The organism is Pseudomonas sp. Marseille-Q5115 (assembly GCF_916618905.1).
Lineage (GTDB): Bacteria > Pseudomonadota > Gammaproteobacteria > Pseudomonadales > Pseudomonadaceae > Aquipseudomonas > Aquipseudomonas japonica_A.
In genome coordinates this window covers 3496049-3511194 of record NZ_CAKAKI010000001.1, presented here as the reverse complement: position 1 = coordinate 3511194, position 15146 = coordinate 3496049, and the positions used below count along the sequence as shown (strand labels likewise).

Genomic DNA, 15146 nt, shown 5'->3' with positions numbered 1-15146 from the left:
TCTCCTTGACACTTGCCAGCACCACTATAGCCCGCCTGGGCGTTGTTTTCTTGCAACCTCAGAGGGCGGTTGCCCACAGGTCGTATTCGTCCGCCTCGGTCACTCGGCACATTACCTTGTCACCCGGGCTGAGCGGCCGATCGGCTTCTACATACACATTGCCGTCGATTTCCGGCGCGTCGTAGAAGCACCGGCCAATGGCGCCTTGCTCGTCCACTTCGTCGATCAATACTTCGATCTCGCGGCCCACGCGGGTTTGCAGGCGTGCTGCGCTGATCGCTTGCTGATGCGCCATGAAGCGATCCCAGCGGTCCTGTTTCACGTCATCCGGCACGGCGTCGGCCAGTTCGTTGGCTGGCGCGCCTTCCACGGGGGAATACTGGAAGCAACCCACGCGGTCCAGCTGCGCCTCGGTGAGCCACTCCAGCAGGTACTCGAAGTCTTCTTCGGTTTCCCCCGGGAAGCCCACGATGAAGGTCGAACGGATGACCAGCTCCGGGCACAGCTCGCGCCACTTCTTGATGCGCGCCAGGGTCTTGTCTTCAAAGGCCGGGCGTTTCATCAGCTTCAGCACTTTGGGGCTGGCGTGCTGGAACGGGATGTCCAGGTACGGCAGGATCTTGCCGGCTGCCATCAGTGGGATCAGTTCGTCCACATGCGGATAGGGGTACACGTAGTGCAAGCGGACCCACACGCCCAGGGTGCTGAGCGCCTGGCAGAGTTCGGTCATGCGGGTTTTCACCGGCTGGCCATTCCAGAACCCCGTGCGGTATTTCACGTCTACGCCATAGGCGCTGGTGTCCTGGGAAATGATCAGCAGTTCCTTCACGCCCGCCTTCACCAGCCGCTGGGCTTCATCCAGCACATCGCCCACCGGACGGCTGACCAGCTTGCCGCGCATGGACGGAATGATGCAGAAACTGCAGCTATGATTGCAGCCTTCGGAAATCTTCAGGTAGGCGTAGTGGCGCGGCGTGAGCTTGATGCCCTGCGGCGGTACCAGGTCGATCAGCGGGTTGTGGTCCTGGCGTGGCGGCACAACCTGGTGTACGGCGTTCACTACCTGCTCGTATTGCTGCGGGCCGCTCACGGCGAGCACGCTAGGGTGCACGTCACGGATAACGCTTTCGTCCACGCCCATGCAGCCGGTCACGATCACGCGGCCGTTCTCGGCAATGGCCTCTCCGATCACTTCGAGCGATTCGGCCTTGGCACTGTCAATAAAGCCACAGGTGTTGACCACCACCACGTCGGCATCCTGGTAGGTAGGGACGACCTCGTAGCCTTCCATGCGCAGCTGGGTCAGGATCCGCTCCGAATCGACCAGGGCCTTGGGGCAGCCCAGAGAAACGAAGCCGACCTTTGGATTGGCGGCGGGCGGAGTGACAGTAGACATGACTAACCTCGGTGTGGGGCGAAGCCGTGGGTTCACCCGGTTGCGCGCTGGGCGCGTCTGATCAAAAAGTGCGCAATTCTAGCGATGCGCGCGCTTCATTGCCAGCGTTAAACGGGGGAAATACGACCAGCGCTGCGCTATGCTTCGCCCCCTCGTGAGGCACCGGTTGCGCGCTGCAACGGGCACGAAACAAAAACACCGCTCGGCGCTCGAAGCCGGGATCAAGGGTAGCAGGAGAAGTGGATGGTTCAGGCAAGCAATGAGGCAGAGGGCGGCCATGCCGCGGCGAAGCCGCTGAGCATGCTGGTCGCGGCAGTGGGCGTGGTCTATGGCGACATCGGTACCAGCCCATTGTACACCCTCAAGGAAGTGTTCATGGGCGGGTATGGGGTCACCGTCACCCACGAGGGAGTGCTTGGCGTGCTGTCGCTCATTTTCTGGGCGCTCATCTGGGTGGTGTCGATCAAGTACGTACTGTTCGTGCTGCGCGCTGACAACCAAGGCGAAGGGGGCACCATGGCATTGCTGTCCTTGGCACGCCGCGCTGTGGCCGGCCACCCCCGGGTAAGTTCCGTAATGGTAGCGTTCGGCCTGGTGGGCGCTGCCCTGTTCTACGGCGACAGCATGATTACCCCGGCGGTGTCGGTATTGTCCGCGGTCGAGGGCCTCGAGCTGGCGTTCGACGGGGTTGAGCACTGGGTGATCCCGGTGGCGCTGGTTATCCTGATCGGCCTGTTTATCCTGCAAAAACACGGCACCGCCCGTATCGGCAAGTTGTTCGGGCCGATTATGGTGTGCTGGTTCGTGGTGCTGGCCGCGCTCGGCGTGCTGGGTATTTCCCATCACCCCGAAGTACTCCACGCCATCAACCCGATCTGGATGGTGCGTTTCTTCGCCAGCCACCCGGGCATCAGCATCGCAGTGTTGGGTGCCGTGGTGTTGGCATTGACCGGGGCAGAGGCACTGTATGCCGACATGGGCCACTTCGGGCGCAAGCCCATTGCCCGTGCCTGGTTTGCCCTTATCCTGCCGGCGCTGGTGCTCAATTACTTTGGCCAGGGTGGCCTGTTGCTGGAAAACCCCGAAGCGGCGCGTAACCCGTTCTTCCTGCTGGCGCCGAGCTGGGCCCTGATTCCGCTGGTGGTGCTTTCCACCATGGCCACCGTAATTGCGTCCCAGGCGGTGATTTCCGGTGCGTTCTCGCTCACGCACCAGGCCATCCAGCTAGGCTATATCCCGCGCATGCACATCCAGCACACCTCCAGCAGCGAGCAGGGGCAGATCTATATCAGCGCCGTCAACTGGATGCTGATGGTGGGCGTGATCCTGCTGGTGCTGGGCTTCGAGTCGTCGAGTGCGCTGGCCTCAGCCTACGGCGTAGCGGTGACCGGTACCATGCTGTGCACCACGGTATTGCTGTCGGCGGTGATCCTGCGGTTGTGGAAGTGGCCTGTGGTAGTGGCTGTGCCACTGCTATGCAGCTTCCTGATGGTGGACATGCTGTTCTTTGCCGCGAACGTGCCAAAGGTGGTCCAAGGCGGCGCCTTCCCTGTGCTGGCAGGTGCTGCGTTGTTTATCCTGATGACCACATGGAAGCGCGGAAAACAGCTGCTGGTCGAGCGCCTGGACGAAGGCAGCCTGCCACTGCCTATCTTCATTGGCAGCATCCGCGTGCAGCCGCCGCACCGCGTTCAGGGCACGGCGGTGTTCCTTACTGCCCGACAGGACGCCGTACCCCACGCTTTGCTCCACAACATGCTGCACAACCAGGTACTGCACGAGCAGATCGTGCTGCTTACGGTACTCAGCGAGGATCAGCCGCGCGTGCCGACGCAGGAACGGGTAGAGGTAGAGGCATTTGGCGAAGGCTTTTACCGGGTGATCTTGCATTACGGCTTCATGGACGAGCCCGACGTGCCGGCGGCGCTCGCGCTGTGCCATCTCGAGGACCTGGATTTCAGCCCGATGCGCACCACCTTCTTCCTTAGCCGGGAAACCGTCATTCCCTCCCGCCTGCCGGGCATGGCTCGCTGGCGGGAAGGGTTGTTCGCTTTCATGCTCAAGAATGCCAACGGCAATCTGCGCTTCTTCAGGCTACCGCTGAACCGGGTGATCGAACTGGGTACGCAGGTAGAGATGTAGCAAGCCGGCTGTTCATCGGGGCGCGGTTCCCGGGCGGTAAAGCCCGGGGGGGCGCTCTTCTTTATTGAGCGTTGCGCTTGTCGATCGCTTGAATCAGGCGCTGCGCCAGGGCCGGGTAGTTTTCATCGAAGTGATGGCCCCCGGGCAGCTGGAGCTTCTCGCCGGTGTCGGTGGCTTCGGTACAGCCGCTTTCGTCGGCTTCCTCGGCCCCATACACGCACAGCACCTTCGCACCTGGCACCTTGGCCAGTTCCACGCCGGTAGGCGCTTCCTTGCCTTCCTGGCCCAGCCAGCCTTCCACCTGGATTTCAAAGCTGCCGCTGCGGGCGAATGCCAGCAGGATCATGCTGCTTACCCTGGCCTGTTCCTCGGCGGGCAAGCGGTTGTAGATGGCCGGCAGTACGTCCGCGCCGAAGGAATAGCCCGCCAGCACGAAGTGCTTGGCGCCCCATTTCTGCCGGTAGTACTGCATCAGCTCTACCAGGTCCTCGGCGCTTTCTTCCGGCGACTTGTGCTGCCAGTAATAGCGAAGCGTGTCGATGCCCACCACGGGGTAGCCGGATTTGGCCATATCCTCGGCCACGTCCTTGTCCAGGTCGCGCCAGCCGCCGTCACCTGACAGGAAGAAGGTTACGGTGTCATTAGGTTTGTTCGACGGCACTTCGACCACGGGCATTTTGAGGCCTTTGTCGTTTTCCCCCATCACCGCTTGGGTCAACTGCGTCTTGAGCAGTTGCGGGAGCTTCACGTCGTAGTCGCTGATGCTGTTCTGGGCGTTCGCCTGGCCGCGTACGAAGGTAGCGCTCACATCGTCCGGCCAGTCATTCCAGGCAACGGACCAGCTGCCGTGGTCGGCTTTTTTCGGCACGTCCGCTTTGCAATTGGGCTGCTCGACGGTGAAGTCCACCGACACTGCGCGGGCCTTGTCGTTGCCTTGGGTGGCAAGCCAGCGCCAGGCGAGCGAGGCACCGGGGCCAATGCCACCGACAACGTCGGGAGCGGCCTTCAACTGCTTGAGCGCGGCATCGAAGGCGGCCTGCTGGGCGACACAGTCCTCCTTGGGCAGAACCACCTGAATGATGCGCGCCGCGCCCGTGCGGCTAAGGTCAGTCAGCTGCCGCTCGGTGAGTACCTGGTCGGCCGGCACCGCCACTGCCATCACGCTTTTCGCGCGCTGGCCTGGGGTTACCAAAGTCGCTTCGCTGCCGTCACTGAGTTTTACAGGCTCTGCCGTTGCAGGTGGCACCGGACGGTTCACCCACCAGAAAGCCACGGCTGCTACTACGATCACGATCAACAGCGCAAACAGCGCGGGGCGCCAGTAACGTCGAATCATCAGCGTTTCACCAATCCAGTCAGGCCGCCCGCGATAAGGGCGGCGGTGTCAGCCAGCGCCACGAGCGGATCCAGCCCCGCGGGTACGGCCATGTAACGAGGTTCCCAGTCAGGCTGAAACTTGTCCTTGAACCGGCGAAGCCCCTGGAAGTTGTACAACTGTTCGCCCCGGCGGAACACCATCGAGCCCAGGCGCTGCGTGAGGGGCGCACCACGCCGCGGCTGCAAGCCGGACAGCGGCACCATGCCCAGGCTGAAACGGCCGTAACCCAGCTGTTTGTAGTGCTGGATCAGCCCCACCATCATGAACTCCATGGTCAGCTTCGGCGCTTCCGGATGTGAGCGCATCAGGTCCAGGCTGGCCAGTTCGTGGCTGTTGGTTTCCAGCAGGTTGGCGAACGCCACCGGCCGGCCCTGGAAGTGGATGATCACGATACGGAAATGCTTGAGGTAGTCCGGGCTGAAGCGGCCAAGGGAAAACCCTTTCTCGCGTACATTTTTACCTGATAACCAGGCGTCGGAGATAACTTTCAGTTCATCGAGCGGCGCGGTACCAGGCTCGTAGATTTCCATGCTCAAGCCATCGCGCGTGCCCCGGTTCCAGGTGTAGCGCAGGTCTTTCATCTCCTTGCCCTTGGCTTCGAGATCGAACCGGCGCAGGTCCACGCGGGCTTCCTCGCCCAGTTTGATGGCGGTAAGGCCGATGTCCATGTAGAAGGGCAGGTTCTCGGCGCGGACCTGATAGAACACCGGGCGCGCATGGTGGAAATCGCACAGGTCGCGGAACTGCCAGATCATCTCGGCCCGGGGCTGGGTCGGCCCGATCGGATCGTACAACGCCACCAGGCTGCGGCCACGACGGGCGTACATCAGGAATGCCTTGTCGTTGGGGTGGAACAGCAACGCCTTGTCGCCGGTAAGCGCAAGGCCCCCGTCGGGTTGATGCGAGGCCATGAGGATCTTGTGCGCCCGCTCCAATTCATCTCGGCCGGGCAGGTGAATCACTGGCCGCGCGGTGCGCAGCAGCCAGGTGAGTACCACTACCACCAGCAGCACAGCGCTGCCCAATGCCGAGCGCAAGCCGCGGGGGGCATCGGCATCCAGAGTGAACTGCCACCACAGGCGGTTGTTATAGGGCACATCCTGATAGGCGAAGAACAGCAGCCAGATCGAGGCGCCAACCACACAGGCAGCGGCCATGAGGTAGAACGGGGACAGCGGCAGCTCCATCAAACGGCTGGGCCGGTAGAACGAGCGACGGAACACTGCCAGCAGGCAGGCGGTGAGCGTGAGTACGCTGGCCTCTTCCCAGTCGAAGCCCTTGAGCAGCGACAACAGGGCGCCTACCAGCAGGAGGATCACGGTCAACATCCAGGCAGCGGACAGGCGGCGGCGCAAGCCTTGCGCCAGCAGCAGGCAAAGCACGCCGATCAGGCTTGCCGCGAAGTGCGAGGCGTCGATCAGCCGGTGCGGGATCAAGAAGCCCATGTGGCGCAGCCGGGTGTCGATCTCCGGGGTGGCGCCCGAAAACAGCAGCACCATGCCTGACAGGAACACCAACACCGCCAGAATGGGCGCGGCCAGCCCCGAAGCCGCCCGGATGGCATTGCGCGCGAACAGCAGGCGGCGGGCCTCTGTGGCCAGCAACCACAGGCAGGCAACCAGAAACGGCAGCATTACATAAATGAGCCGATAGAGGAGCAGGGCCGCGGCCAGGGGAGCGGCGCCCAATTGGTTGGCAAAGGCGGCCAGCAGGATGGCTTCGAAAACGCCTACACCACCGGGTACATGGCTGAGCACCCCCGCAGCCAGTGCCAGCAGGTAGACCAGCAGGAAAGCACCGAACGGCGGCGCCTCGGGCAGCAGGCTATAAAGCACGGCCGCGGCGATCGCGACATCCAGGGCTGTGATCACCAGTTGCAGCAGGCACAGCCGCAGTGATGGTAGCCGCAGGGTGCTGCGCCCGGCACGAACGATCAGGTTGTGCGGGAACGGCTGCACGGGCGCGCGCCGACGGTATACACCTACCGCCAGCCCCGCCGTGAGCAGCAACACCGCTGCGGCGATAGCCCCGAGCAGTGCGGGTGGCAGGCGCAGGGCAGTGGAAGCAGCCGACAGGTCACTAAGGCAAGCAAGCGCCGCCAAGGGGGGCAGTGCGCAGCCCAGCGAGAGGCTGGCGAAAAGCGTCATGCGTGCTACTTCTGCCGGGCCTACACCCAGTCTTGAATACAAGCGGTACCGGACCGATCCACCAGACAGCAGCGACAGCCCGACCGCATTGCCGATCGCGAACGCCGTGAACCCGCCTGTCGCCAGGGCGCGGGGGGGCAGGGCGGCGCCAGCGTACCGCGATGCAGACCATTCATAGCCCAGCAGCACTACAAACCCGGCAACGGTGAACCCTAGCGCGGCCAGCAGCGCGGAGCTCGGCGTTGCCGCTACCGAATCGTGGAGTGCATAGATGTCCAGGTCGCGAAGCATTCGCCGGCAGGCGATCAACGCGATGGCAAACATGACCAGGGTAAGCCCGATCCCCAAAGGCTGGCGGTATTGGCTCAGCAGTTCCAGCCACCGTAGACGGCCGCGGGGTAGAGGTTCTGGAGAAGTTGGGGTGTCGTTTACTTCAGGCATTTCGGGGCGCATCAATGACCTCGCCTATTGAGCGCGACAGGATGGAGGTATCTGAACAACTTACCAATCCCTACAAAATGAAATTTTTGCGAATTTCTAGACCTGCCCGCTCTTCGACCAGACCTTTCCGGCGGGAGGGAAGTTCATGCCCACAGTGGTAGGGTCAGACAGCACCAAGGTTGGCACAGGCAAAAAAAAAGGCCACTTTTTCAAGTGGCCTTTCTTTAATTGGTTGCGGGAGCCGGATTTGAACCGACGACCTTCGGGTTATGAGCCCGACGAGCTACCAGACTGCTCCATCCCGCGTCTGTGGTTGCGCATTATAGGGGCGTTTGGCAGGAAGTCAACATGAATCTGCTTCAAGACCTTTGCGCATTGGTTCGCACCGCACCCGCGCTCCGCAGGCGCGGCTCGGCATTGATTCAGGCGCAATAAAAAAGGCCACTTTTTCAAGTGGCCTTTCGTATTTGGTTGCGGGAGCCGGATTTGAACCGACGACCTTCGGGTTATGAGCCCGACGAGCTACCAGACTGCTCCATCCCGCGTCTGTGGGGTGGATTCTACGCTTGCCGCTGCGAATGTCAACCGTTATCGACGAAAAACTGCTTTTGGGTCAAATGTTTAGCGTTTGATTGATGCGCAGCGACGCAGCGGGGCAGGCGAGCCGTTCGAAAACACTGTATATTCATTCACCTGTATCAAACGATTTCGATCAGTGATGGCACAGCGGAAAATACTTCATATCGACTGCGACTGCTTTTACGCCGCGATCGAAATGCGCGACGATCCCCAGCTGGCGGGCAAGCCTCTGGCCGTGGGCGGCTCCGCCGATCGGCGGGGCGTGATTGCCACCTGTAACTATGAAGCGCGTGCCTATGGCGTGCGTTCGGCCATGTCCTCCCGGCATGCGCTGAAGTTGTGCCCTGACCTCACTATCGTGAGGCCTCGTTTCGATGCCTATAAAGAAGCCTCCCGGGAAATTCACGCGATTTTCCAACAGTACACCGACCTGATCGAGCCGCTTTCGCTGGATGAGGCCTACCTGGATGTTACCGAATCGCCGCATTTCAGTGGCAGCGCAACGCGCATTGCTCAGGCCATTCGCCAGGATGTCGCCCGGCGCTTGCATATCACCGTGTCAGCGGGAGTGGCGCCAAACAAGTTTCTTGCCAAGATTGCCAGCGACTGGCGCAAACCCAATGGGCTGTTCGTCATCACCCCAGCCGAAGTTGACGCTTTCATCGCCGACCTGCCTGTGGCCAAACTGCACGGAGTAGGCAAGGTCACGGCAGAAAAGCTTGTACGCCTGGGCATAGAACGTTGCGCCGACCTCCTGGAGTGGTCACGGCTGAACCTGATCCGGGAGTTTGGAGGTTTTGGGGAGCGGTTGTATCAACTGGCGCGGGGTATCGATGAGCGCCCCGTGCACGTAGATAGCCGGCGGCAGTCGGTGAGTGTAGAGAACACCTACGACCATGACCTTCCGGGGCTGGATGCCTGTCTGGATAAACTGCCCGAGCTGATGGAAACGCTCGCTGGCCGCCTGCAAAGGATCGATGACAGCTACCGATTGGGAAAGCCCTTCGTCAAGGTGAAGTTTCACGACTTCACTCAGACAACCCTCGAACAGGCCAACGCCGCGCGGGACCTGAACAGCTATCGCAGCTTGTTGACCCAGGCCTATGCCCGCGGAAACAAGCCCGTGCGTTTGCTCGGCATAGGGGTGCGGTTGCACGACTTGCGCGGTGCGCTTACCCAGTTGGAATTGTTTGGGGAATAGGTGTGGGCAGCGCTCCCGCCTCTGTAAGGGGCGGGAGCGGGTGCCAGCGGAATTCGTAAACCCGACGCTACCGGGTTACTGGTCTACCTTGCGGCCCGCATCCTTGGCCAAAACCTTGATGAAATCACGCTGCAATTCCGGATCGTTGTGGGTGAGTTCCAGCAAGCTTTGTTGCAGTTCATTGGCCTCGTCCTCGAAGCCCAGCTGCGACAGCCGTTTTACCCGGTACACCCACTGGCTTACCTCGTCGTCCTCGAGGTCGTCATAGATGAGCTTGTGAGCTTCGGTGACTCGGGTTCGCAGGGTGAGGGCCAGTTGCAGCGTGGCCGTGGCGCGTGAGGTGCCGTCATCGTCCCTGGCCGTCAGCACCAGCCGATCCACATGTTGCAACTCCTGGTCGGCGAATGGCGCATCCAGCAGGTTCAGGCGCAGGTAGCCCTTGCGGTCCGTGTTCAGGGCATAAACTTCCGGCCCAGCGGTGACTTCAACGGGCTTTTCAGCCCAAGGCTCCAAGGTCACTTCCTGTCGCTTGTCACCCTGCACCTCGTCGATCGCGGCCAGGTTCTGCTCCGCACGGCCGTTGGACTGCGCGTTCATGAACGGGTTGATCCCGGCAAAGCCGTAGTTGATCCAGCCATGCGTGACGTTTTCCGGCAGCCGGCCAAGCAGCACCACGTTGAGCGCATTGGCCGCCACACCACCAACGATCGCCACCGCGCCCAACGGAACCTCATAGAACTCCCGCCAGGCTTGATACGGCGTGTAACGGTCATAACGGCGGGTTACGTCGAAATCCGTTGCCTCGAACGTGGCCTGCTCCATTACCCGAACCCGACGCTGGGGCTGGTCCATCAACGGCTCGCCAATGTCCACCGAGAGGTGATGCTCGATGGGTTTGCGCTCGGTACGTGCCTCATGCTCGCTGCGCTGGGACATCTGGTTCGCGCATCCGGCCAGAAGGCAGGCGCCGCACAAGGCGGCGACACCGGGCCAGGAAAAACTTCGTGTAGACATGAACGCTTACTCGGTGATCAACGGCCCAGGCGTGCCCGCAGGAACGGCAGCACTTCGGTCACATCAAGGCTCTGGACGTCGCTTTCGGTCCGCTGCTTGTACTCCAGCTTGCCGTCGGCCAGGGAGCGATCGCTGATGACGATGCGGTGAGGGATGCCAATGAGTTCCATGTCGGCAAACTTGATCCCCGGGCTGGTTTTCTTGTCGCGATCATCCAGCAATACTTCGATACCAGCGGCGGTGAGCTCGCGGTAAAGCGTGTCGGTTGCTTCGCGCACCTGCTCGGTCTCGTAACGCAGCGGTACCAGGGCCACCTGGAAGGGGGCGAGGGTATCGCTCCAGATGATCCCGTTGGCGTCGTGATTCTGCTCGATGGCTGCGGCCACCACGCGGGAAACGCCAATGCCGTAGCAGCCCATGGTCATGGTCACCGGCTTGCCGTTCTCGCCCAGTACCTGGGCTTTCATCGCCTCGCTGTACTTGGTGCCCAGCTGGAAGATATGGCCCACTTCGATACCGCGCTTGATCTCCAGGGTGCCCTTGCCGTCCGGGCTAGGGTCGCCCTCGACCACATTGCGCAGGTCGGCGACTTCCGGCAGCGGCAGGTCACGCTCCCAGTTCACGCCGAAGTAGTGCTTGTCGTCGATGTTCGCGCCCACGGCGAAGTCGCTCATCATGGCCACGGAGCGGTCGATGATGCAGGGCAGCGGCAGGTTCAGCGGGCCCAGCGAGCCTGCGCCGGCACCAATGGCCTCGCGCAGCTCGGCCTCACCGGCCATTACCAGCGGGCTGGCCACCAGCGGATGGTTGGCAGCCTTGATTTCGTTCAGCTCATGATCGCCGCGAACGACCAGAGCAATCAGTTTGCCAGCTTCGGCGGCATGCACCACCAGCGTCTTGACGGTTTTTTCGATGGGCAGGTCGAAGCCTTCCACCAGTGCAGCGATCGTCTTGGTATCCGGCGTGTCCACTAGGCGCAACGCCTCGGAGGCGGCGGCGCGGGCGGTTTCCCGCGGCAGCGCTTCGGCCTTCTCGATGTTGGCGGCGTAGTCCGAGCCGTTGCTGAACACGATGTCGTCTTCACCCGACGAGGCCAGCACATGGAACTCATGGGAGCCGGCGCCGCCAATGGAGCCGTTGTCGGCTTCGACGGGGCGGAAGTTCAGGCCCAGCCGGGAGAAGATATTGCAGTACGCCTGATGCATGCGGTCGTAGGTTTCCTGCAAGGAAGCCTGGTCGGCATGGAAGGAGTAGGCGTCCTTCATGATGAATTCGCGGCCGCGCATCAGGCCGAAGCGCGGGCGGATTTCATCGCGGAATTTGGTCTGGATCTGGTACAGATTGATCGGCAACTGTTTATAGCTGTTCAGCTCGTTGCGCGCGATGTCGGTAATCACTTCTTCGTGGGTGGGGCCCGCGCAGAAATCCCGGGCGTGCCGGTCCTTGAGGCGCAGCAACTCGGGGCCGTATTGCTCCCAGCGGCCGGATTCCTGCCACAGTTCTGCAGGCTGGATGCCGGGCATCAGCACTTCCAGGGCGCCGGCGGCGTTCATTTCCTCGCGCACGATGGCTTCCACCTTGCGCATCACCCGCAGGCCCATCGGCAGCCAGGTGTACAGGCCGGAGGCGAGCTTGCGAATCATCCCCGCGCGCAGCATCAGCTGATGGCTGATGACCACCGCGTCGGACGGGGTTTCTTTCAGTGTGGCGAGCAGGAATTGACTGGTGCGCATGGTAGGCCGTGTCGGTTGCTGAATTCAGATAGAGCTGGGCATTGTACGGAGCAAGCGCCGCCAATGAAAAGCCCGGCGCTGGGCCGGGCTTTTCGATGCAGCGGTTACCCGTGATTCGATTACAGAATCGAGATCGGGTAGTCGACGATCAGGCGGAACTCGGCGCGGTCGCCTTCGGCCTGGTCGGCGTTGGCGGTGTGCCAGGCCTGACGGATACGGAAGGACATGTCCTTGACCGGACCGGTCTGAACTACGTACTTGGCTTCAACGTTGGTTTCGTGGTGCTTGCCATCGTCGCCGTAGCCGTATTCGGCGTAGCCGCTGGTAGGCGAGATGCCCGAGCCGTCGATGTCCCAGCCATAAGCGTAACGAGCCATGAAGCTCAAGCCTGGAACGCCGTAGGTAGCCATGTCCAGGTTGTATTGCAGCTTGAGGGATTTCTCGCCTGGGCCGTTGAAGTCGGAGTACTGGATGGAGTTGGCGAGGAAGATCGAGTCACCACCCTTGTTGTTGTCACCGATCCCGATGTAGTCGAATGGCGTATCGCCGTTGACCTTCTGCCAGGACAGAGTCAGGGTATGCCCTGCGAGGAAGGCGTAGGCAGCGGACAACGAGTAGGTGTTGTTGCTGATGTCGCCAAGTTCGGAGCTACCCTCGTCAACCGTACGGTAGTAGTTCAGGTCGAAGGTCAAGGACTGATCGTTGGACAGTGGCAGCACGTAGTTCACGTTGCCGTAGTACTGGTCCCACAGATCTTCGAGCTTCACGCCATAAACGCCAACGCTCAGCTGGTCGTTCAGTGCGTAGCGGCCGCCAAGGTAGTCAGCGCTATTAGCCCGACGGTTACCGTACTGCGACCAGATCTCGCCATCACGGTTGGTGGTGTTCTGGCTGGTGCCGGAGTAGAAGTGGCCCGCTTCAAGGTCCAGGCCTGCAAGCTCGCTGCTCATCAGAGTGATGCCGCTAGCGGTTTGCGGGAGCAAGCGGCTACCGCCCACAGCGAATACCGGGCTGGTGCTCGGCTGCTGGTCGCCGATTTTCAGCAGGGTCTTGGAGACGCGGAACTTGACGGCAGCGCCGGCCTTGCCGAAGTTGCTGTGGTTGTCGCCGTCTTCCGGGTCAACGGTCAGGTTGCCTGACCCCGAATACTTGTCCAGGCCCCACAGGCGCAGGCCGCCGTAGGCGAAGGCATCAACGCCTACGCCGATGGTGCCGGTGGTGAAGCCGGAGCTGTAGACGCCCTGAACGCCCTGGGTCCAGTCACGTTGGTCATTGCCGCCGTTTCTGTTGTCACGGTGGAAGTAGTAGTTGCGAAGCAACACATTCAGCGTGCTGTCTTCAACAAAACCCTTGGCTTCGGCCTGATCGCTAACGAAGGCTTCAGCCATTGCCAGCTGCGAGGTCGCCGCCGCGGTTACTGCCAGTGCGATTGCGCTCCACTTCATCACTCTCATCGTGACTTGCTCCTTTGGTTTTTAGGAAGAGTACTGCCGGCCGCTTGGTTTTTTATCAGGTCGGCTCTTTCTTTTCTGGATGGCGCAACCGGGGTTCCGCCCACCTTGTTCTGTTCTGGGTTGCACTGCGAAAGGTTCTCAAAACCCAGTCCGCATGCCGCCGTCAATCTGTTACGTCGTGTTTGCCTGCCTCGATCATTGCGAGGTAAGGGCGGGGCCGACATCCCTGCCGAGTAACCGACGTATCGAAGCAATTGCAACAACTGTGCTCAACTCTTCCGCCAGCTCACATTTTTTTCACTTTTTTTCGCGAGGCAATGGAAAACCCCGCTGCCACTGGGGTCAAAGGCCCCTCGGCTCGGGCTTGACACCCTTCACGCTTTAATATGGTGCTCCTCAAAACCTCGGCAGAGTGTTACCAATGTCACGTTACTTATTGATGATCAACGGTTCCGGTGCACTGATAGTAGCCGCTATGTTCCTAAATGGTGCGAAAAGTAGCACTGGCGCTGACAGAGGCTAGCCCAAACCCGCCGCTTGGCAAGCCCTGGTCCGATCGCGATCGTTGGGATAAAGGCTTTTGGCTCGGTGATACGTAGCGTGTCGGCCATTTGTATCCGAAAACAGCGGCGGTCAAGCCTTGTATTGGTGCGATCGCTCACTTCAATGATCCAAAGCGGAGCGGTGCCGGGTGAACATTGGCGTCCCGTGGCACAATTGCCGCTTTCGTCTCCACAGGAGCCCGCCATGTTCGAACTCGATCCACGCCTGCAGGCTGATACCTGGGTGTTGGGAGATTTCCCGCTTTGCCAATTGCTGCTCAGCAAGGATGCCAACTACCCCTGGCTGATCCTCGTACCGCGTCGTGCGGCTACTACTGAAATATTCGAGCTCACCGAGGCCGAGCAAGCCCAGCTTGCGGTAGAAACCGCCCAGCTCGCCGAAGGCGTGAAAACGGCACTGAAGGCCGACAAGATCAATGTGGCCGCCCTGGGAAATGTCGTGGCGCAGCTACATGTTCACGTGATTGCCCGTTACACCGCAGACCCGGCATGGCCAGCTCCGGTATGGGGAAAGGTACCAGCGGTTGAATATCGCCCTGAACAGCTCGATGCGCTGAAAGACACCTTGCGGGCCATGCTGCCCGCCACGTTCACGTGGGTAGAGAATTGATGAGCACTGACGACCGTGTAACCGAGCTCGAGACCCGCCTGGCATTCCAGGACGACACCATCCAGGCCTTGAACGAGGTGCTAGTGGAGCAGCAACGTCAGTTGACCCATATGCAAGCGCAACTAGGGCAGTTGATAGAACGTTATCGGGAAATGGCTGGTGGGCAGTTTGAAGAGGGCGGGGAGGAACCCCCACCGCCCCATTACTGAAACGTTATTAGCGCCCTGGGGCGGCCGCCACCACGTCCTCGGCCTGCAGGCCCTTGTCACGGTTCATTACAGAGAACTCCACGCGCTGGCCTTCGACCAGTACGCGGTGGCCTTCGCCACGGATGGCGCGGAAGTGAACGAAGATGTCATCACCCGAATCCCGGGAAATGAACCCGAAGCCTTTCGAGGTGTTGAACCACTTCACGGTCCCGGTATCGCGGTTGGCCGCGTTGAAATTCGCCGGCGCGGGGGCTACGTATTTCTTCGGGCCGCTGGCTG

The 15146-nt window shown here is 61.2% G+C and carries 11 protein-coding genes and 2 tRNA genes; 4 read left to right on the top strand and 9 right to left on the bottom strand.

The genetic code is table 11. The features are described 5' to 3' along the window. Positions 1-58: 58 nt before the first annotated feature. Positions 59-1396, bottom strand: coding sequence for a 30S ribosomal protein S12 methylthiotransferase RimO (rimO, locus tag LG385_RS16050; protein ID WP_225775084.1), 1338 nt, complete (start codon positions 1394-1396; stop codon positions 59-61). A gap of 300 nt (positions 1397-1696) precedes the next feature. Between rimO and LG385_RS16045 the strand changes: the two genes are divergently transcribed. Continuing rightward, entirely contained in the window at positions 1697-3538 is a 1842-nt protein-coding gene (locus LG385_RS16045; protein WP_413247385.1) for a potassium transporter Kup, read from the top strand. 61 nt (positions 3539-3599) lie between these two features. On the opposite strand, the gene LG385_RS16040 is transcribed toward LG385_RS16045, so the two are convergent. From LG385_RS16040 to LG385_RS16025, 4 genes are all read right to left on the bottom strand, one after another. After that, on the bottom strand, positions 3600-4874 hold the full coding sequence (locus LG385_RS16040) for a virulence factor family protein (RefSeq protein WP_225775082.1): 1275 nt from the start codon (positions 4872-4874) through the stop codon (positions 3600-3602). Continuing rightward, a complete protein-coding gene (mprF, locus tag LG385_RS16035) occupies positions 4874-7516 on the bottom strand; it encodes a bifunctional lysylphosphatidylglycerol flippase/synthetase MprF (protein ID WP_413247329.1) in 2643 nt (880 codons plus the stop codon). The genes LG385_RS16040 and mprF overlap by 1 nt, the downstream gene beginning before the upstream one ends. A 217-nt stretch (positions 7517-7733) precedes the next feature. Further along, positions 7734-7810, bottom strand: a tRNA-Met gene (locus tag LG385_RS16030). 162 nt (positions 7811-7972) lie between these two features. Further along, positions 7973-8049 (bottom strand) — tRNA-Met (locus LG385_RS16025). Between the two features lie 173 nt (positions 8050-8222). On the opposite strand from LG385_RS16025, the gene dinB reads away from it, so the two are divergent. After that, complete coding sequence (gene dinB, locus LG385_RS16020; protein ID WP_225775080.1) at positions 8223-9284, top strand: DNA polymerase IV; 1062 nt, start codon at positions 8223-8225, stop codon at positions 9282-9284. A gap of 75 nt (positions 9285-9359) precedes the next feature. Here dinB and LG385_RS16015 read toward each other — a convergent pair whose 3' ends face one another. The 3 genes from LG385_RS16015 to LG385_RS16005 all read right to left on the bottom strand — a co-directional run bounded on the left by LG385_RS16015 (position 9360) and on the right by LG385_RS16005 (position 13485). Beyond that, positions 9360-10298 carry a hypothetical protein gene (locus tag LG385_RS16015; protein WP_225775079.1) on the bottom strand — a complete coding sequence of 313 codons (939 nt, stop codon included), beginning with the start codon at positions 10296-10298 and terminating at the stop codon, positions 9360-9362. A gap of 17 nt (positions 10299-10315) precedes the next feature. Next, positions 10316-12031 carry a proline--tRNA ligase gene (locus LG385_RS16010; protein ID WP_225775078.1) on the bottom strand — a complete coding sequence of 572 codons (1716 nt, stop codon included), beginning with the start codon at positions 12029-12031 and terminating at the stop codon, positions 10316-10318. Positions 12032-12150: 119 nt separating this feature from the next. Further along, on the bottom strand, positions 12151-13485 hold the full coding sequence (locus tag LG385_RS16005) for an OprD family porin (RefSeq protein ID WP_225775077.1): 1335 nt from the start codon (positions 13483-13485) through the stop codon (positions 12151-12153). A gap of 747 nt (positions 13486-14232) precedes the next feature. Between LG385_RS16005 and LG385_RS16000 the strand changes: the two genes are divergently transcribed. Further along, positions 14233-14658, top strand: coding sequence for an HIT domain-containing protein (locus tag LG385_RS16000; protein ID WP_225775076.1), 426 nt, complete (start codon positions 14233-14235; stop codon positions 14656-14658). After that, positions 14658-14867 (top strand): SlyX family protein, encoded by a 210-nt coding sequence (locus tag LG385_RS15995; RefSeq protein ID WP_181118798.1) that lies wholly within the window; start codon positions 14658-14660, stop codon positions 14865-14867. Before LG385_RS16000 ends, LG385_RS15995 begins: the two co-directional genes overlap by 1 nt. Positions 14868-14874: 7 nt before the next feature. On the opposite strand, the gene LG385_RS15990 is transcribed toward LG385_RS15995, so the two are convergent. Next, a complete protein-coding gene (locus LG385_RS15990) occupies positions 14875-15072 on the bottom strand; it encodes a cold shock domain-containing protein (protein ID WP_225776263.1) in 198 nt (65 codons plus the stop codon). Positions 15073-15146: the final 74 nt, after the last annotated feature.

What these genes read in the sequence shown, in the direction of transcription:
- LG385_RS16000 (WP_225775076.1), top strand. Translation starts at nt 14,233, where the DNA reads ATGTTCGAACTCGATCCACGCCTGCAGGCTGATACCTGGGTGTTGGGA.
- dinB (WP_225775080.1), top strand. Translation starts at nt 8,223, where the DNA reads ATGGCACAGCGGAAAATACTTCATATCGACTGCGACTGCTTTTACGCC.
- mprF (WP_413247329.1), bottom strand. Translation starts at nt 7,516, where the DNA reads ATGCGCCCCGAAATGCCTGAAGTAAACGACACCCCAACTTCTCCAGAA.
- LG385_RS16010 (WP_225775078.1), bottom strand. Translation starts at nt 12,031, where the DNA reads ATGCGCACCAGTCAATTCCTGCTCGCCACACTGAAAGAAACCCCGTCC.
- LG385_RS16005 (WP_225775077.1), bottom strand. Translation starts at nt 13,485, where the DNA reads ATGAGAGTGATGAAGTGGAGCGCAATCGCACTGGCAGTAACCGCGGCG.
- LG385_RS16040 (WP_225775082.1), bottom strand. Translation starts at nt 4,874, where the DNA reads ATGATTCGACGTTACTGGCGCCCCGCGCTGTTTGCGCTGTTGATCGTG.
- rimO (WP_225775084.1), bottom strand. Translation starts at nt 1,396, where the DNA reads ATGTCTACTGTCACTCCGCCCGCCGCCAATCCAAAGGTCGGCTTCGTT.
- LG385_RS16045 (WP_413247385.1), top strand. Translation starts at nt 1,697, where the DNA reads ATGCTGGTCGCGGCAGTGGGCGTGGTCTATGGCGACATCGGTACCAGC.
- LG385_RS16015 (WP_225775079.1), bottom strand. Translation starts at nt 10,298, where the DNA reads ATGTCTACACGAAGTTTTTCCTGGCCCGGTGTCGCCGCCTTGTGCGGC.
- LG385_RS15995 (WP_181118798.1), top strand. Translation starts at nt 14,658, where the DNA reads ATGAGCACTGACGACCGTGTAACCGAGCTCGAGACCCGCCTGGCATTC.